The sequence below is a fragment of the Streptomyces sp. NPDC003635 genome, assembly GCF_053587635.1.
In genome coordinates this window covers 48,926-67,167 of sequence record NZ_JBSFOK010000005.1, presented here as the reverse complement: position 1 = coordinate 67,167, position 18,242 = coordinate 48,926, and the positions used below count along the sequence as shown (strand labels likewise).

General features: G+C 71.5%; 11 protein-coding genes. 9 read left to right on the top strand and 2 right to left on the bottom strand.

What is annotated here, in order from left to right; translation table 11 throughout:
• The first annotated feature begins 18 nt into the window (after window positions 1-18).
• The 3 genes from ACWDRW_RS06750 to ACWDRW_RS06740 all read left to right on the top strand — a co-directional run bounded on the left by ACWDRW_RS06750 (window position 19) and on the right by ACWDRW_RS06740 (window position 7,044).
• Window positions 19-4,941, top strand: a complete 4,923-nt coding sequence (locus ACWDRW_RS06750; RefSeq protein ID WP_451721049.1) for a tetratricopeptide repeat protein — start codon at window positions 19-21, stop codon at window positions 4,939-4,941.
• Complete coding sequence (locus ACWDRW_RS06745) at window positions 4,931-6,292, top strand: esterase/lipase family protein (protein ID WP_451721047.1); 1,362 nt, start codon at window positions 4,931-4,933, stop codon at window positions 6,290-6,292. Before ACWDRW_RS06750 ends, ACWDRW_RS06745 begins: the two co-directional genes overlap by 11 nt.
• Before the next feature lie 80 nt (window positions 6,293-6,372).
• Window positions 6,373-7,044 carry a hypothetical protein gene (locus tag ACWDRW_RS06740; RefSeq protein WP_451721045.1) on the top strand — a complete coding sequence of 224 codons (672 nt, stop codon included), beginning with the start codon at window positions 6,373-6,375 and terminating at the stop codon, window positions 7,042-7,044.
• A 47-nt stretch (window positions 7,045-7,091) separates the two neighbouring features.
• Here the strand turns inward: ACWDRW_RS06740 and ACWDRW_RS06735 are convergent, their stop codons facing one another.
• A complete protein-coding gene (locus ACWDRW_RS06735) occupies window positions 7,092-8,351 on the bottom strand; it encodes a PucR family transcriptional regulator (protein ID WP_451721043.1) in 1,260 nt (419 codons plus the stop codon).
• A 3-nt stretch (window positions 8,352-8,354) separates the two neighbouring features.
• On the bottom strand, window positions 8,355-8,507 hold the full coding sequence (locus ACWDRW_RS06730; protein WP_015660618.1) for a hypothetical protein: 153 nt from the start codon (window positions 8,505-8,507) through the stop codon (window positions 8,355-8,357).
• Between the two features lie 247 nt (window positions 8,508-8,754).
• Between ACWDRW_RS06730 and ACWDRW_RS06725 the strand changes: the two genes are divergently transcribed.
• The 6 genes from ACWDRW_RS06725 (at window position 8,755) to ACWDRW_RS06700 (ending at window position 18,238) form a co-directional block, all read left to right on the top strand.
• Entirely contained in the window at window positions 8,755-9,732 is a 978-nt protein-coding gene (locus tag ACWDRW_RS06725; protein ID WP_451721041.1) for a DUF3068 domain-containing protein, read from the top strand.
• Between the two features lie 237 nt (window positions 9,733-9,969).
• Window positions 9,970-11,121, top strand: a complete 1,152-nt coding sequence (locus tag ACWDRW_RS06720) for a glycosyltransferase family 4 protein (RefSeq protein ID WP_451721039.1) — start codon at window positions 9,970-9,972, stop codon at window positions 11,119-11,121.
• Between the two features lie 155 nt (window positions 11,122-11,276).
• Entirely contained in the window at window positions 11,277-11,954 is a 678-nt protein-coding gene (locus ACWDRW_RS06715; protein WP_451721037.1) for a class I SAM-dependent methyltransferase, read from the top strand.
• The gene (locus ACWDRW_RS06710; protein ID WP_451721035.1) at window positions 11,951-16,102 is read left to right on the top strand and encodes an alpha-(1->3)-arabinofuranosyltransferase domain-containing protein; all 4,152 of its coding nucleotides are present in this window, start codon (window positions 11,951-11,953) and stop codon (window positions 16,100-16,102) included. Before ACWDRW_RS06715 ends, ACWDRW_RS06710 begins: the two co-directional genes overlap by 4 nt.
• Window positions 16,077-17,516, top strand: a complete 1,440-nt coding sequence (locus tag ACWDRW_RS06705; protein WP_451721033.1) for a condensation protein — start codon at window positions 16,077-16,079, stop codon at window positions 17,514-17,516. Before ACWDRW_RS06710 ends, ACWDRW_RS06705 begins: the two co-directional genes overlap by 26 nt.
• Window positions 17,513-18,238 (top strand): class I SAM-dependent methyltransferase, encoded by a 726-nt coding sequence (locus ACWDRW_RS06700; RefSeq protein WP_451721031.1) that lies wholly within the window; start codon window positions 17,513-17,515, stop codon window positions 18,236-18,238. Before ACWDRW_RS06705 ends, ACWDRW_RS06700 begins: the two co-directional genes overlap by 4 nt.
• Window positions 18,239-18,242: the final 4 nt, after the last annotated feature.

The following is an 18,242-nucleotide window of genomic DNA, read 5'->3' as shown; positions in this document are numbered from 1 at the left end:
ACGGGTTTGTTCACGAGGGTGTTCAAGGGGCGTCTGGCCGGGATCGGAGTCGGGGAGTACACGTCGTCCGCGCACAAGCAGCTGGATCACGCGGTGGCGGACGTGGACGGGCTGGCGGCGCTGCTGGGCGGCTCCTTCGAGGGGGAGCCGCTGCGGAATCCTTCGGAGGCGGAGGCGCGGGACTACCTCGAACAGCTCCCGGAATCGCTGCCGGCCGACAGCGCGCTGGTCCTGGCCTGGAGCGGGCACGCCAACCTACCGGCGCCGGGCGCGCTGCGGCTCCTCGCCAAGGACAGCGGCACGCGCGCGTCCTCCGGCCTCGGCCTGACCGACGTCGTGCTGTACTGCGCGGAATCGGGGGCGAACCAGCTGCTTTTCGTCCTCGACACCTGCTTTTCCGGCGACGGGATCTCGGCGGACGACCTGGCGTCACAGATCATGCGGGACACGGAGGCAGCGGGGCAGCTGTGGGTGGGTGTGGTGACGTCCTGCCTGCCGCTGGAGAAAGCACGCGACGGGCTGTTCGGGCAGCGGTTCCGGAAGGTGCTGGCGGTGGGTCCGGACCTGCCTGAACTGCGGATGCGGTGGTCCGTCCACAACCAATACGTCCGCGGCGACGACGTCTGCGACGCCGTGCTGAAGGAGTGGGGCAGCGGGGCGCAGACGCCGGACTTTCGATCGCGTGGCAGCGCGTGGTGGATGTTCCCGAATCCGCTGTACGAGGCCGGGGCGCCGGAGCGGGTGGTGGAGCACCTGCTGCGGGCGGCGCGGAGTGGGGCGTCGGTGGATGAGCAGTCGTGGTTCACGGGGCGTACGGCGGAAGTGAACCAGGTGGTGGAGTGGGTGCGGGAGGGCCGACCCGGCCTGCACGTGGTGACGGGCTCGGCGGGCACGGGCAAGTCCGCGATTCTGGGGCGGGTCGTGAGCCTGTCCAACCCGGAGGAGCGGGAGCGGCTTCTCCGGGAGGGCCGCGAGTGGAGTCATGCGCTCCCTGAGGAGCGGTCGGTCGCTGCTCATGTGCATGCGCGTGGACTTACGGCGGACTTGGCGGCGGATCAGTTCGCCGGGCAGCTGGTCCGGACGGGGCTATTGCCGGCGCGGGAGACCCGGCGGAACGCCAGTGAGCTGGTGGGTGAGGTGCAGCGGGCCGTGGAGGAGGGGGCTGCGGCGCCGGTGCTGGTGATGGACGGGCTGGATGAGGCTCGGGGGGAGGCTTTCAAGATCGCGGATGAGCTGTTGGCCCGGGTGGCTCCGTATGCGGTCGTCGTGGTGTCCACACGAGACATGCACAGTGGGGAGGAGGGACGGCCGGGGCTCGTGGGGACGCTGGCTCCGGAGGGAGCGGGCCTTGATCTCGACGAGCCGGAGGTGCAGCGGCAGGGGCTGGAGGATCTTCGGGAGTATGTGCGGCTGCGGCTGAGTGGCGTGGATCAGCGGATGGACGCGGGGGCGGTGGCCGGGCATCTGTTCACGGAAGGCGCTCCGGACACGGAGGAGGCCCAGCACACCTTCCTGCTGGCGCGGTTGGTGGCGGACCAGCTCTCCGCGGCTCCGATCAACACGTCCGTGGAGGGGTGGGAGGCCAAGGTCAGTCACTCCGTGGAGGAGGCACTGGACTCGGATCTGGCGGCGGTCCCGGCGGCGTCGGTCGAACTGGCCAGGTCGCTTTTGCGCGCGCTGACCTGGGCCTTCGGAGCGGGCTTTCCGGAGGACGAGTGGCTGAGCGTTGCCAACGTCGAGGCACCGGAGGGCGTGGAGGTCACCCGGGAGGACATCAGCTGGGTACTCGAGCAGCTCGGGCGCCATGTCGTGCAGGACGGCGAGGGAGGAGTCGCCGTCTACCGGATGGCGCATCAGAGCCTCGCGGATCACTTGCGGCCAAGGTTTCGGGGGTCGGCGGAGGAACCCTTCAACCCTCAGGCGTTGGCGGTGGCCGAGACGCTTGTGGGCCTGTACCGCAAGCGCCTTGTGGCGGGGACCCCGGCGGATGCCCCGTTCTACCTGTGGCACTTCACCTGGCGTCACGCCGCGGACGCCGGCCCGGAAGGGCTCGCCCTGCTGCGCGCGTTGGTCGAGGACAGTGTCGCGCTGCTCCCCGACATCGGCCTGGCCTCGGAGCTGGTCGCCAACCGGTTCGAGCACTGGGGCAAGGACGTGGAGGCGGTGGCCCCCACGCAGGAAGCCCTGGCCCTTTACCGGGCGTTGGCGGAAGGGAATCCGGACTACCGACCCGAACTCGCCATGGCCCTCATCAACCTCAGCATCGCCTACGGCAATCTCGGCCGCCACAGCGACGCCCTCCCCCTCACCGAGGAGAGCCTCGCCCTCTACCAGACGCTGGCCCACGAGAATCCGGCCTATGGCCCCGAACTCGCCATGGCCCTCAACAACCTCGGCAACCGCTACAGCAACCTCGGCCGCCACGACGAGGCCCTGCCTCCCGCAGAGGAAGCCGTCCGGCTGCGGCGCACGCTGACCGAGGCCAATCCGGCCCAACGCCCCAACCTCGCCAGCGCCCTCAACAACCTCGGCATCCGCTACGGCAACCTCGGCCGGCTGGCCGAAGCCTTAGCCCCGGCCGAGGAAGCCATCGAGATCTACCGCGCTCTGGCCGACGAGAGTCCGGCCTTTCGCCCCGAACTCGCCAGCGCCCTCAACAACCTCGGCATCCGCTACGGCGACCTCGGCCGGCAGGCCGAGGCCCTGTCCCTCGTCGAGGAAGCCGTCACACTGTACGACGCCCTGGCCGAGGACAACCCCGCCCACCTGCCGAGCCTCGCCGACGCCCTCAACAACCTGGGCACCCGCTACAGCACCGTCGGCCGCCACGCAGAGGCCGTGCCCCCCACGGAGCGGTCCGTTCGGCTCCGGCGGGCGCTGGCCGCGACCAGCCCCGCCGCTCATCTGCCCAACCTCGCCAGCGCCCTCAGCAACCTCGGCGTCCGCTACAGCGGCCTCGCCCTGCTGGCCGAAGCGGTTGTCCCGGCCGAGGAAGCCATCGAGATCTACCGCGGACTGGTCGACGACAACGCGGCCTATCGCCCGGACCTCGCCGGATCCCTCGACAACCTCAGCAATCACTACAGCAACATCGGCCGTCACCATGACGCCCTCGAACTCTGCCAAGAGGCCGCTTACCAGTGGGGCGCCCTGGCGGAGGCCAACCCCGCGTACCTGCCCAACCTCGCCCGGTCGTTGGCCAATCTCGCCAACCGCTTCAGCCTGCTCGGCCGCCACACCGAGGCGTTGCCCCTGTCGAAAGAGGCCGTCGACCGATGGCGTGCCCTGGCCGCCGCCAACCCTGCCCTCCGGTCCGACCTCGCCAGCGCCCTCAACAACCTCGGCAGTGACTACGACAATCTCGGCCACTACGACGAGGCAATCGAAGCCACCGCCGAAGCCATCGGCATATACCGCCCCCTGGCCATGGACAACCGGGCCCACCTCCACGCGCTGGCCGGAGCCCTCAACAACTTCGGCTCCTACTACAGCAACCTCGGTCGCTACGACGACGCGCTCGAACCCACCAAGCAAGCCATCGGCATTCACCGCGCGCTGGCCGAGGACAACCCCAACAGCCTCCGCGAACTGGCCGGGTCCCTGCACAACCTTGGCGCGTACCACGGCGAACTCGGCCGCCATCTCGAGGCCCTGCAGTGCGCCGAAGAGGCGGTCGGCCGATGGCGCACGCTGGCCTCGACCCACCGCATCGTCCTTCCCGATCTCGCCGCGGCGCTTCACAGCCTGGGCATCCGCTACGGCGACCTCGGTCTCGTCCCCGAGTCACTGGCCGCCGTAGAGGAGTCCATCGCTCTCTATCGCACCCTGGTCGTAGAAAACCCGGCTGAACTCGCCCAGTTCGCTAACACCCTCGTCACGCACGCGGCCGTCTGTGAGGCGGCCGGGGGATCGCCTGAGGGCCTGTGGCCGGAGGTTCTCGGCGAGGTGGGTCCCGACCTGGCAGTAAAGCTGCTGCTGTCTCGCTCCACCCGCGCGGTTGCGGGAGAGCCGAGGGCGGCTGCCTGGCTCGCAGAGGCCCAAGAGCAGGCGGCCCTGGACGAAGGCTCGGGGCTCCTATGGGTCCTGCACTCAGAAGGCAGACGACACCGCGCCGCAGGCCCTGAGAGGTTCGACCGTGCCTGGCAGGAGTTCACCGGAGCACCCCCGCCCGCCTGGCTCACCCTCGATCCCGATCGGCTCGCGGAGGCTTGGGCCTGGATCGACACGGGGAGCTACGAGGCCGAGCGAGACTATCTCGCCGCGCACCCTCAGCTACTCGCCCCAGAGGCCGACGCCTGTGTGGAGGACGTGCTGCTCGGCGTGGTCCCCCAGCATGAAGCCGACCGCTACCGCACGCTGCGGCGCGCGGCCCAGGTCGATGGTGTCGACTCCGCTTACGGACTCCTCGTGAGCTTCGTCCTCTCCCGTAGGTTCGCTCAATCCTCGGTCGAGGCCCAGCGGTCCCTCCTCGCCGAGCGTCGCGACGAACTGCTGGACGATGTTGTCCTGGACAGGCTGTCCGATGAGGAGGACGTCGCTTACATCCGTGCGGAGTGGCTGCTCAGGCTTGCGCGGATCGACCGCGAAGGCCCGGCCTTCGACGCCCTGGAAGACCCCACCCACTTCACCGCCCTGCTCCATGACGCCGTCCGGCAGCCCGACACGGTCGTGGTGACGGCCACCGCGGTACTCGCGGCGATCTCGGCCACCGAAGAGGCCCTGGCGGCCGAGGCCGAGTTCCACCTCGCCATCGCCGCCGTGATCTCCGAGGGTGTGGAAGCGGCCACTCCCCTCCTGGACACCGCCTGCGACCTCGCCCCGGACAAGATCCCCAGCTGGATCGACGTGCTGGCGGAGGTCACCCTCCACCACCCCGCCGCCCGAACCCTCATTCCCCACCTGACCGCCCGTCTCCGGAGGCCCTCGCGCGATGACCACTGACCTCGTAGTAGTCCTCCCCGGCATCACGGGCAGCACCCTCCGCACCAAGGCCGGTCTCGTCTGGTCCCCCACCCCCGGCGCCATCCTCGACGCCATTAAGACCTTCGGCCGCTCCATCAACGTCCTCCGCCTCCCCGAAGGCATCGGCGACGACCACCCGGGTGACGGCGTCGAACCTGTCGACCTGATGCCCGACCTGCACGTCATCCCGGGCATTTGGACCCCGGTCAAGGGCTACGACACGCTCCTCGCCCGCCTCCGCTCCCTGGGCTACACCGAGCAGACGGGCAATCTCCTTCCCGTCCCCTACGACTGGCGCTTGAGCAACCGCTACAACGCCCGCCGCCTCACCAAAATCGTCGAGCCGGCCCTCGAACGCTGGCGCACCACCAGCAAGGACCCCACCGCCCAACTCACCTTCGTATGCCACTCCATGGGCGGTCTCATCGCCCGCTGGTACATCGAGAAGGAGGGCGGCGCCGGCCACACCCGCAAGCTCATCACCCTCGGCACCCCCTACCGTGGCGCGGCCAGAGCCCTCGACCAGCTCGTCAACGGCGCCCACCAACGCCTCGGCCCCCTCTCCTTCGACCTCACCACTTTCGCCCGCACCCTCCCTTCCCTCCACCAGCTCCTCCCCGAATACGCCTGCCTTCAGGGCAACGGAAGGGAGGGCCTCCTCAAGACCACCGAAGTCACCGTCCCAGAGCTCAACCACAACCAGCTCACAGACGCCATGCGCTTCCATACCGACCTCGGCGCAGCAGAAGACGCCCGCCCCGCCTCCCTCACCACCACCCACGCCATCGTCGGCATCCAGCAGCACACCCCCACCACCGCCCGCCTCACCACGAACGGCGCGCTCACGCTCTCCCCGGACTACACCGACAAGACCCTGTACGGCGACGGCACCGTCCCCCTGGTCGCCGCCTGCCGCGCCGATGTCCCCATGAACAGCAACACCCTCCGCCGAGTCCCCGACCACCACGGCAACCTCCAGCGCAACCCCGCCGCCCTCGACGAGGTCGAAGGCATCCTCACGGCGACAGACATCGTCGTAAGGGCCCCGGGAGAGATCCACCTCCGCCTCGACGTGCCCGAAGTCATCGCCGCCGGCGAAAATCTCGCCGTCCGCGTCAGCTCCGCCCACGGCGAGAGGATCGCCGTCCGTCTCACCCTCACCGACGAACACGGCAACCTCGAAGACGCCCGCGTCGTCCTCGCCGGACCCGAGCCCATCGACGCCCTCTTCGACGATCTGACGCCCGGCGCCTACACCGTCGACGCCACCGGCACCCGTCCCGGCTCGCCGGTCGCCCCCGTCAGTGCGGACACCCTCGTATGGGGATGACACAGACTCCCCACCGTGCCTGCACACGGCGTCGGTAGTGTGTGCGCTCGTCAGTCGAAGAACCGGATCAGGGACTTGAGTTGAGCGCTCCGAACGGCACGGTACCCCCACCCCCGCCTTCTCCACCCGGCGTCGGCGGACAGCCCGCGTGGGCCTGGTGGGTCGTCGGCATCGTCATCCCGGTCATCGGCATCGTGGTCACCCTCCTGACCCTCACCGACCGAGGTTCCGACGACGACGGAAGCAACAACAGCAACGCCGGCAGCGACAAGGCGGGCAGCGAAAAGGGCAGCGACTCGGACCCGGCCGCCACCGCCCCGCGCGACCCCACCCAGGCCGCGAACTCCGCCGCCCCCGCCGCTCCCGCCTACGGCCCCGCCGACTGGACGGTCGAAGCCGCCTACGGTGACGCCGGATACCTGGAGCTCGACACCGACCCGCCCCAGGAGTTCGGTCAGGACACCGACGGCCGCGACCTCTACCTGGACGCGACCGCCGCCGAACCGGTGGACGCTGAGGGGCAGATCGGACCACTGCCGGCCCAGGCCGCCGGCGCCGCCGATCCCACCGAGGCCGACTGCCGTACCGCCATCGAGAAGAACGGCCTCTCCGAGGTCGAACTCACCACCGGCACCCGCTTCTGCCTCCAGACCGGAGAGGGCCGTATCGCCTACCTGCGTCTGCTCAGCGCCCCGGTGGAGGACGAAGGCACCGTCCGCTTCAAGGTGACCGTCTGGGGACTCCCGCAGTAACGGAGCCCTGTCAGTGAGGCAGGCCCGCGCGGTGAGGCCGCACCGGGCTAGCCGCCCAACGCCTCCCCCAGCCGCCCCCGCAACCGCTGGGCCCGCAGCACCAGTTCCAGCTCGAAGCGGCGGTCGGGGTCGTCTATCTCGTCGCCCCACAGTTCGCGGATCTGGCGCAGGCGGTAGCGGACCGTCTGGGGGTGGACGCCCAGGCGGGCCGCCACCTCCGGCGCCCCGCCCCTCGTCTCCAGCCACGCCAGCAGGGTCTCGGCGAGGCGGCGGCCGTGGGTGGGGCCGCAGTGGGCCAGGGGGGCCAGACAGCGCAGGGCCAGGTCGTCTATCAGTTCCTCCGGCTGGAGCAGGACCAGCGCCTCCGTGTGCTCCGTGCAGTACAGCATCTCGCCCGCCGGTAACAGGCCCCGTTCCATCAGCCGTACCGCCGCCTCCGCCCAGCGCAGCGACTTCGCCGCGTCCGGCAGGGGGACCGGGGGGCCGATCGCGCCCGACCAGCCCGTCAGCGCGCGGTGGAGGAGTTCGGAGCGGCCCGCCGCGTCCGGTTCGGGGACGACCATGCGGGGCTGTTCGTACTCCATGTCCAGGAGGACGCCGTCCCCCACCGCCGGTGGCACCGCCTCGCGGGCCGGGCGCAGCAGGACGCCCACCGCGACCTTTCCGGGCAGCGGCCAGCCGATGCGGGCCGCGCGCTCGGTGAGGGCCTCGGCCGGGTCGCCCCGGTGGTTCTCCACCAGCAGCAGTTCCATCAGGCGGCGCTGCAGCCGCAACCGCTCCCCGGCCTGCCGCGCCGCCGCTTCCGCGTAACCCCGTACCGACTGGTCCACCAGGCCGTCCAGGTACTCGTAGCCCGCGTCCACCAGCTCGTACATCGCCGGTGGCGGGATCTCGACGCGCTGGCCTATGTCGGCGAAACGGCGCCAGGCCAGTCGTACCCCCATGCGGTAGATGGCCTGGAGGGAGTCCAGGCTCCTGCCGCCCAGGCCCTCGCCCCTGCCGAACTGCTGGAACAGGTCCGGGGGGACCCTGGGGCGGCCCTCGGCCGTCTCCAGGTGCTGGACGAAGACCTCGATCGCGCGGCGGATGCCGATCAGCGCGATCGGTTCGCCCGATTCGTCGTGGACGAACGGGAGGTGGGGGTATTCACGACGGATCTCCGTCATGATCTCCTCGGCCAGGCCCGGTGCCTCCGCCATGGCGATGGCCGCGAAGCGGCGCACCTGGAGGCGCGGGACGTCGTGCCAGGCCGAGCGGGACGCGGCGGAATCGGCGCGTGGGGCGTCGGTGCGGGCGGTGGGCGACACCGGTCAACTCCCCTGGCCGGCTTGTTCGTAGGTGATCAGGGGATTGTTCGGCTGGTCGGGGGTGGCCTCCAGCAGGGCGACCACGCCGAGCGCGGCTCCGACCGCCAGGGCGGCGGCGAGCGCGACGGTCAGCGCGGCGGCGAGCAGTCTGGACATCGCAGGGTCAGCCTCTCTGTACAACTCTGTACAACCGCTGTTCGGTCGCCCCACCCGGGCTTTCCGTCCCTGCCTGTCCGGCCCAGTGTCGACAAGACATTGACACCACGTCAAGGGGCGCCTACGGTTCCCGGCCCAGACGGGTGCCCGCACCGAACCGTGCCGCACCCCCTCTCGCACGCGCACCTTTTCCCCTTGGCGCGGCCACCCCCCATGTCGCGTCGTCCCGAGCCCCTGGAGTGCCCGGATGCGCCGTACAGCTTCACCCTTCTCGCTGGTCCTGCTGGGTCTCGGCACATTTTTGCTGGTACTGGCACCCATGCTCGCCTGGTACGTGGAACCACGGGCGGCCGTGAACCCGATCGACATCGACACCACCGCCGTCTACAAGGGCACGGGCAGCGTCTTCGACACCGAGCGGATCGAGACCGTGCCGAACCGGACGATCACCGTCACCCAACGGGTGCGCGGCAATGTCGCGGAGAGTGAGGAGAGCGGGAACGCGGTCTGGGACATCATCACGACCGTCGACACCGACAAGTCGCTGCCCGCCGAGGACCCGCACGACGCGCTGGACTACGTGCCGCACCGCTGGGTGATGGACCGGCAGACCACCCGGCCTGTGCATTGCTGCGAGGAGAAGCCGCACATCGAGGGCGAGGCGTACCTGAAGTTCCCGTTCGACGTCCAGAAGCGGGACTACCGGTGGTGGGACAACACCCTCGGCGGAACGGTCACGATGAGTTACCGGGGTACCAAGAAGGTTCAGGGGTACACCGGTTACCGGTTCACCGCGTCGGTGCCGGCGACACAGACCGGGACCCGGCTGGTGCCCGGGCGGCTCGTCGACCTGCCGGACCGGCCTCAGGTGCTGGCCGAGGAGTGGTACGCCAACCACGGGCTCGAGCTGGTGGTCGACCAGGCCACGGGCCGGGTGCTGTACGCACAGACCGGGCCGCGGCGCACCCTGCGCGCGCCGGGCGGTGCGAAGGACGCGGCGGTGCTGCTGGACAGCAAGAAGATCGCGTTCACCACCGAGACCCAGAAGGAGGCGGTCGAGCAGGCCGAGGAGGACAGCGGGATGCTGGACCTGGTGGGCACCACGGTGCCCATTGGGGCGGGTGTGGCGGGCTTTGTACTGGCCGCGATCGGGGGCGTTTTGGTGGTACGAGGAAGGCGGCATCCCGATTCGCCCGGATCGCCCCAGTCCCCCCTCACGATGTGACATTACGTCAGTTCTAATAAAGCCCGAAATTGTCACCTCGGTGAGTAGCCGTGGCGAACGGCGGGGCGAAAACTGTCCACCCCACCCAGGCACAACCCGTCCACAGTCCACACCCAGCGCGTGAACAGAAAGCCCCCGGTTCCCCCACGGAAACGCCCACCCCACCACAGCCGTAACCAATCGGCGGTTTCTTCCCCCACGCTGAGTTTCCGCACCCCGAGACATGTTGGAGCACCGATGCCCCAGCACGTGCCGTCCCCGCTGCGCGCCGCGTTCCCCACGCAGCCGCAGCACCCTCCGGCGCTCCCCCCACAGCCGCGCCGAATCGTTTTCCTGGCCCATCGCGACCTGGGCAACCGGGCCGCGGGAGGTTCCGAACTGCTCGTGGACCGCCTGGCCGACGGGCTGACCCGCCTCGGCCACCAGGTGACCCTGCTGTGCGGTGGCCCCGCGGCCTACCGCGACTACCGGGTCGTCTCCGCGGGCGGTGCCTACGGGCACTATCTGCGGGCCCGTTCCGCCTTCGCCCGTCAGGTCGGCGAGACCGATCTGCTGGTCGAGGTCTGCAACGGGGTGCCGTATCTGGCGCCCCTGTGGCACCGCGGTCCCACGCTGTGCCTGGTCAACCACGTCCACACCGATCTGTGGCGGATGCGGTTCGGCGGCGCCCTCGCCCCGGCCGCACGCCTCGGGCGAAGACTTGAGCACTGGGCCCTCACGGGGGCGCAGGGGCGGGGTCTGATGGTCGCCGTCTCGCCGTCCACCGCGCATGCCCTGCGGGCCATCGGGGTCGAGCGGGAGCGGATACGGGTCGTCCACAACGGTGTGGAGGAACCGGGTCCGCGGGCGGACCGCTCGCCCGAGCCGCTCTTCGTCGCGGTCGGCCGGCTGGTCGAGTACAAGCGGATCGATCTGCTCCTGCGGTTGTGGGAGCGGGTACGGCCGGTGACCGGTGGCCGGCTCGTGATCGTCGGGGACGGCCCCGAGCGGGGGCGACTCCAACAACTCGCCGGAACCGGCGTCCAGTTCACCGGACATGTCACCGAGGCCGAGAAACACCGGCTGCTCTGTGCGGCCTGGCTGCTGCTGCACCCCTCCGCCGTGGAGGGGTGGGGCCTGGTGGTGACGGAGGCGGCCGCTCGGGAGACCCCGACCATCGCCTTCGACGTACCCGGCCTGCGGGACTCCGTCGTCGACGGGGAGACCGGGCTGCTCGCCTCCGGTGAGTCCTCCTTCGCCGCCGCGTGGTGCACCCTGGCCCTTTCCGGGCATCGGCGGGAGCTGATGGGGAAGGCGGCGCGGGATCACGCGGCGGGGTACCGCTGGGAGCGGACGGTCCGCCAGTTCCGGGCGGTCGCGGCGGAGGCGGTGCGAAGTTGGGAGACGTGACGCCCCATCGCCGGGTGAGCGAGGCCGTGTCGCGGCTGCTGCCGCGTCGTGGCTGGTCGCGCCCCCGCGGCGGAGGCCCCGCCTCAGCTGCAGCCCCGCGCCCGTCCAGGAGTGACCCTTCGCTTCGCCGCTCCCTCGCCCTCTTCCGCGCCTTCATGCGCGAGCAGCAGGACCCCGAGGCCTGCTACGCCCTCCTCGCCCGGGACGCCGTCGATCAGGTCGAGGCCTACGACCGTCCCGTGGCCGGGCGTACCGTCGTCGACGTCGGCGGGGGCGGCGGGTACTTCACCGAGGAGTTCCGGCGGCGCGGCGCGCAGGCGTATCTCTTCGAACCGGACGTGAGCGAGCTCGGGGACAAGCCGCCCGAAGGCGCCGTGGTCGCCGACGGGTATCTGCTGCCGCTGTACGACGGGGTCGCCGACGTCACCTTCTCCTCCAATGTGCTGGAGCACGTGGCCGACCCGCAGACCTTCCTCAGCGAGCTCGTCCGGGTGACCAGGCCCGGCGGGCTGATCTATGTGTCGTTCACCAACTGGCTGTCGCCGTGGGGCGGGCACGAATGGGCCCCGTGGCACTACCTGGGTGCCGAGCGGGCCCGTGCCCGCTACCGGCGCCGTACCGGCAGGCCCGCCAAGCACACCCTCGGCGAGAACCTCTTCGCCGTGCACATCGGGCCCACCCTGCGGCAGGTCCGCGCCAGAGACGACGTGACGGTCGTCTCGGCGCGCTCCCGCTACTGGCCCTTCCTCGCGGAGACCGTCGTCAAGGCGCCGGGCATCCGCGAGGTCGCCACCTGGAATCTCCTCCTCATCCTCCGGCGGTGTCCCCCATGACGAGCACGGTCCAGGCTCCTCCCCCGGCAGCCGTCCCCACCACCGCGATCATGGCGGGCCCCCCGGAGGGTCCGCGGTCGCGGCGCTGGCTGCTGGGGTTCTGGGCCGTGGTGTTCGTGCTCCTGCTCGCCGTGCACCCGGGCCGACAGACCTTCGACACCAAGCTCGGGGTGACGAACGACCCGGGCCGGTTCCTCTCCGACCTGGGCCAGCTCTGGCAGAACCAGGGCGGCTTCGGCGGGATCTCCGACCAGTACGCCGGCTACCTCTGGCCGATGCTGCCGTTCTACTGGCTGGCCGACCTCGTACAACTGCCCGTGTGGCTCGCGGAACGCCTGTGGATGTCGCTGATCGTGTCCGCCGCCTTCTGGGGCGCGCTGCGGCTCGCCGAGCGGCTGCGGATCGGCAGCGGAACCTCCCGGCTGCTCGCCGCCGTCGTGTACGCGCTGTGGCCGGTGTTCACCATCGTCGTCGGCTCCACCTCGGCCGCCGCCCTGCCCGGCGCCTTCCTCCCCTGGGTGCTGCTGCCCCTGGTCGATGAGCGGTACAGCGCACGGGTCGCCGCGACGCGCTCGGCGCTGATCATCCCGTTCATGGGCGGGGTCAACGCGGCCTCGACCCTCGCCTCCCTGCTCCCGGTCGGGCTGTACCTGCTGTCCCGCCCGTCCGGTCCGCGGCAGCGCAAGCTGATCGCCTGGTGGGTGCCCGGGGTGATCCTGGCGACCGCCTGGTGGTGGATCCCCCTGCTGCTGCTCGGTGTCTACGGTGAGAACTTCCTCCCATACGTGGAGAGTTCGCAGACCACGACCGAGACCATGGCGGCGACCGAGGCGCTGCGCGGCGGCGGGAACTGGGTGGCCTATCTGCACTTCGGGGACGCCTGGCTGCCCGCCGGTTGGGCGGTGGCGTCCTCGGTCGTGGTGATCGTCTGCTCGGCGCTCGCCGCCGGTCTGGGGCTGGCCGGCCTCGCGAGACGGGACATGCCCGAGCGGCGGTGGCTGGTGCTGACCGTGCTGACGGTGGCGCTGGTCCTGCTCGCCGGGTACGGCGGCGCCTTCGGCGCCCCCTTCCACGGGGTCGTGCAGGACTGGCTGGACGGCGGTCTCGTCCCCTTCCGCAACATCTACAAGTTCCAGACCGGGCTCGCCCTCGCCCTCGTCCTGGGCCTGGCCCATCTCGTCGCGGTGGCCGCGGAGGCGCGCGGCGCCCGTCCGCTGCCGGGCCGGCGGTTCGCCGCGCTGATCGCGGCCGTACTCGTGCTTCCGGGGCTGATGTGGCCGTACCTCAACGGCTCGATCCTGAACCCGGGTTCGTTCAACAAGATCCCCGACTACTGGTCGGCGACGGCCGACTGGATGGAGAAGTACTCCCCGGACGCCCGCGTGCTCGTCGTCCCCGCGACCGCGCACGGCATCTACACCTGGGGCTCGACCATCGACCAGCCCCTCGACGTGGTCGCCGACTCCCGCTGGGCGCAACGCGATTACGTCCCGTTCGGCACCGCGGGGAACCGGCGCGCCATGGACGCCGTACAGCAGGCCCTGACCAGCGGCGCCGAAGTCCCGGGACTCGCCGACTTCTTGAGCCGGGCCGGGATTCACTACGTCGTCGTCCGCAACGACCTCGACCCCGACCAGATCGGCAACGTGCCGACCACGATCGTCAAGCGGACGCTGGAACAGTCCGGCTACGAGCGGGTGAAGGGCTACGGGCCCGTCGAGACCGGCGGCGTCATCGCCCCCGGCACCCCGCTCCAGGTCGAGGGCCTGTACCCGAGGCAGCGGGCGGTGGAGATCTACCAGCCGCCGCAGGACGTGCCGCGGCCGCGGCAGGCGGGGCTGAGCCCGGTCGCCGACACCGCCGTGGTCTCCGGCGGCCCCGAGTCGCTGCTGCCGGTCGCCGGCGCCCTGCGCGGCCGGGGAAGCGTGCTGACCGGTGACAACCACCCGGGGCTCGGCTCACCGCCGGTGCAGGTGGTAGGGGACGGCCTGCGGCGCGCGGACACCCGGTTCGGCCTGGTCAACGCGAACACCTCGTACACGTACACCCGCGACGAGCGCAACGCGCCGGACGCCACCCAGGACGCGGGCGAGAAACCGCATCAGATCCTGCCGACGAAGGGCCTGGCCCACCAGACGGTGGCCGAACTGCGCGGCGCCCGCTCGGTGACCGCCTCCTCCTACGGCAGCTGGCTGTTCCATCTGCCGCAGTACGACCCGGTGAACGCCTTCGACGGCAACCCCGACACCGCCTGGGCCGAAGGCTCCCAGAGCTCGGCGGACGGGGAGTGGCTGCGGATCTCCTTCACCGAGGAGTACGAGATGCCCGGCTCCTTCAAGGTGGCCCCGCTGCCCCAGGAGGGCGTGCGGCCGGCGCCGACCCGGGTTCGGGTGGAGACCGAGAAGGGCACCGAGACCAGCTACCTGGAGCCCAACGGCCGGACGCAGAGCATCCGGGCGCCGGCCGGGCCGACGGACTGGATGAAGCTGACGATCGTCGACTCGGCTCAGCGCCGCACGGGCCTGACCGGCGCGGGCTTCTCCGAGATCGCCCTGCCGGACGTCCAGGTGACCCGGCTGCTGCGGCTTCCCACGGACGCCGAGGACTCCTCCGCGGACGCCGAACTGATCTCCCTGTCCCGCCCGGCCGACCCGACGGGCCTGTCCGCGACGGGCACGGAGGCGGGGCTCCACCGCCGCTTCTCGACGGGCACCGCGGGGACGTACGAGATCGAGGCGAGCGCGGTGCCGGTGCCGGGAGAGGCGCTGGACCGGCTGCTGTACGAGGTGGCGCCGGAGCAGCGGAACCGGATCGTGGCGACCGCCGACTCGACGGCGCGGCTGGGCGCGGGCCTGTCCGCCCGCAACCTGACCGACGGCGACCTGACCACGGCGTGGATCGCGGGCGACCGCCCGACCATCCACCTGAGCTGGGAGGGCAAGCAGCCGATCGGCGAGATCGTCCTCCCCCCGGCGGGCGGACTGTCCTCCCGTCCCACCGAGGTGCACATCGCCTCCCCGGACGGCGCGGTCATCGCGGGCGTCGACGAGAACGGCAACGTCCGCTTCCCGCCGATCACCACGGACCGGCTGGACGTCACGATCACCGAGACGGCGCCGCTGACCCTGCACAACCCGTTCGTCGACGAGGACATGCAGCTTCCGGTGGGCCTGACCGAGGCGTACGTCCCGGCGCTGGACAGCTATCGCACGCCGAAGCCGGAGGCCGACCGGGCCTTCTCCCTCCCCTGCGGCAAGGGGCCGGTGCTGGCGGTGGACGGCGAGCTGTACGAGACGAGCGCGAAGGGGACCGTACGGGACCTGATGGAACGCCGTCCGGTGGACGTGACCCTGTGCCCGACGTCCGAACTGGAGCTGCCGTCCGGCTCGCACCGGGTGGAGGCCGGGGACGCGGGTCCCCTCACCGTGACCGCGGTGACCCTGACCCGGGGCACGATCCCCGAGTCGCCCGCGGCCGGCCGGGAGCTGGGCGTACGGGACTGGCTGGGCGACCGCCGCGAGGTCACCGTCGGCTCGGGTGCGGCGGCCTACCTGACGACGTACGAGAACTTCAACGACGGCTGGCGCGCCGAGCTGGACGGCAAGGAACTGACCCCGGTCCGGCTCGACGGCTGGCAGCAGGGCTGGCGGATCCCGGCCGGCGAGGGCGGCACGGTGGAGCTCTCCTACGAGCCCGCGGTGACCTACGAGGCCGGGCTGATCGGCAGCGGTGTGGGACTGGCGGCGCTGGTGGGCCTCGCGCTGTGGCGCCGCCGGGAACCGAACCCGGACGAGCCGCAGCCGGTGCCGCCCCCGCCGGGGCTGTGGCTGGGCACGGTGGCGCTGACGCTGGTGGCGGCCGTGATCGCGGGCTGGTGGGCGCTGCTGGTCCCGGCGCTGGCGCTGCTGGCCCGTCGACACCACGAACTCCTCGTCCCGCTCGCCCTGCTGGCGCTGGCGGCGGCGGGGGTGGTGACGGCGATCGGGGCCGGCGAGCCGGTGCGGGAGGCGTCGGGCGCCTTCGGGCACACGGCCCAACTACTGGCGCTGATCGGGCTGTTCGCGGCGCTGGTGAGCGTGCGGGAGCCGGCGGAACCGGGGGAGCCGGAAGAGGGTGATCGGCGTGACGACGCTGCAACAAAGGCCTGACCGCAAGCCTTCGCGCATCCCGTTCCCGGTGGTGGACGAGGTGGCCCGGCACTGCCTCCAGGAGGAGGAGCCGGAGACGGTGCACATCGAGGTGCATCTGCCGGGGCACCTCGACCCGGCCCGCCTGCGCACGGCCTTCACGGAGGCCCTGCGCCGCCACCCACGCATCCTGATGCGCGAGGCCCCGGGCCACTGGTACCGGCGCCGCTACGAGTGGGAACTGACGGGGGAACCGGACGTGGAGGTGGTCAGCTTCCCCTCCCCGGGGCGGGACGCGCTGCGGGACGCCCGGACCCGGGCGCTGACGGCGGTGCCCCCGCTGTCGGCCTCGCCACCGATCCGCGTGGAGGTGGTGGAGGGAGCGGGGCCGGTCCCCCAGGGCAGCGAGGCCACCGACGCTGTCGGTGAGGTACTCGCGGTCGGCCGGAGCTCGGACACGGATTCGCCCGCCCGCGCCGGCGGGGTGCCGCCGCGCCCACCCGCGCCGCCCCAGCGGCACGACAGCCCGCAGCTCAGCAGTCCGCACACGGTCCTGTTCCTCACCATCAACCACACCGCACTCGACGGCCCCGCCTGCCTCCGCGTGCTCGCCACCGCCGCCGAGCTGTACGGCGGCGTCGACAACTCTCCGGCCTCGCCGCCGACCCGGCCCGCGGAGACCACCTCACCCCCCACCGACACCCCTTCCAACTGGTCACGACCCGCCCGCGTCGCCCCCGGCACCCCCGAGCCCTCCCCCGGCAACGGCATGCTCGTGACCGAGCTGCGCCTCCCGAACCGCCCCAAGGGCTCCCCCTACACCGTCAATGACCAGCTCATGGTCACCACGGCCCTCACGATCGCCCACTGGAACCGCGAACACGGCGCCCCACCCCGCCCCCTGCGCATCACCATGCCCGTGGACGACCGCCCCAGAGACACCACGATGCCCATAGGAAACGGCACCCGCCTCGTCGAAGTCCCCTTCAGCCCGGACGAGTTGACCACCGACGACCTGTCCGGCCTGCTCCGCCGTACCGCCACCAGGACCCGCGCCCTCAAGTCCCTCCCCCGCCCCCAGCTGGGAAGAGGCGCCGCCCTGCTCACCGCACCCGTCACCCCGGTCGCCTGGCGCGCCGCCCTCACCCGGGGCCTGCGCAGGGCCGCCGCCCCCTGGACCTCGACCACGCTCCTCAGCAACATCGGCCGCATCCCGTACGCCCTGGACTTCGGCGAGGGAGCGGGCCGGGCGCACGCCGTCTGGTTCTCGGCCCCGGCCAGAATGCCCCGCGGCCTCACCGTCACCACCGCCTCCACCGCGGGCCGCCTCCACCTCGCCCTGCGCTGGTCGAGGGCCCTCCTCAGCCACGGCGACGGCGCCCATCTACGGGACCTGTTCGAGCACTACCTGCACACCACGGAGGTCCCCGAGTGACCACCACCGCACCCCCGAGGCAACTGCGCGACTTCTACGAAAACCCCGCCGTCCCCGTCGCCTCCGGCGCCCCCCGCAGCCTCCGCCAGGCCCGCATGCTCGCCGAGGCCCTCGGCGCCGCGACCCCCCGGACCGTCCTCGACATCGGCTGCGGCGACGGCACGGCGGCAGCCGTGGCGGCACCTCTGCTCGCCGGCCACCGCGTCATCGGCGTCGACTGGTCCCAGGACGCCCTGCGCCGGGCCCGCGCCCACCTGCGGCACCCCGTCCGCGGCGAACTCACCGACGGCGGGCTGCCGTTCAGGTCGGAGTCCGCCGACGCGGTGCTGTTCAGCGAGGTGATCGAGCACCTGGTGGACCCCGACTCCGCGCTGGACGAGATCCGCCGGGTTCTGCGGCCCGGCGGGCATCTCATGCTGTCCACCCCGAACCTCGCCGCCTGGTACAACCGCGGGCTGCTGCTCGCGGGCGTGCAACCCGTCTTCTCCGAGGTCAGCCTGCGTGCCATCCACGGCCGCCCGGGCAAGGAGGTCGTAGGACATCTGCGGCTCTACACCGCCCGTGCGCTGCGGGAGTTCGTCGCGGCCTCGGGATTCGAGGTCGTACGCGTGGCGGGCGCCCCCTTCCACGGCGTACCGCGTCCGCTCCGGGCGCTCGACCGGCTCGCCTGCTCCAGACCCCCGCTCGCCTCGATCCTGCTCCTGCACGCGCGCAAGACCTAGAGAG

Coding starts and splice junctions, on each gene's coding strand:
- ACWDRW_RS06725 (WP_451721041.1), top strand. CDS start 8,755: ATGCGCCGTACAGCTTCACCCTTCTCGCTGGTCCTGCTGGGTCTCGGC.
- ACWDRW_RS06745 (WP_451721047.1), top strand. CDS start 4,931: ATGACCACTGACCTCGTAGTAGTCCTCCCCGGCATCACGGGCAGCACC.
- ACWDRW_RS06715 (WP_451721037.1), top strand. CDS start 11,277: ATGCGCGAGCAGCAGGACCCCGAGGCCTGCTACGCCCTCCTCGCCCGG.
- ACWDRW_RS06710 (WP_451721035.1), top strand. CDS start 11,951: ATGACGAGCACGGTCCAGGCTCCTCCCCCGGCAGCCGTCCCCACCACC.
- ACWDRW_RS06730 (WP_015660618.1), bottom strand. CDS start 8,507: ATGTCCAGACTGCTCGCCGCCGCGCTGACCGTCGCGCTCGCCGCCGCC.
- ACWDRW_RS06720 (WP_451721039.1), top strand. CDS start 9,970: ATGCCCCAGCACGTGCCGTCCCCGCTGCGCGCCGCGTTCCCCACGCAG.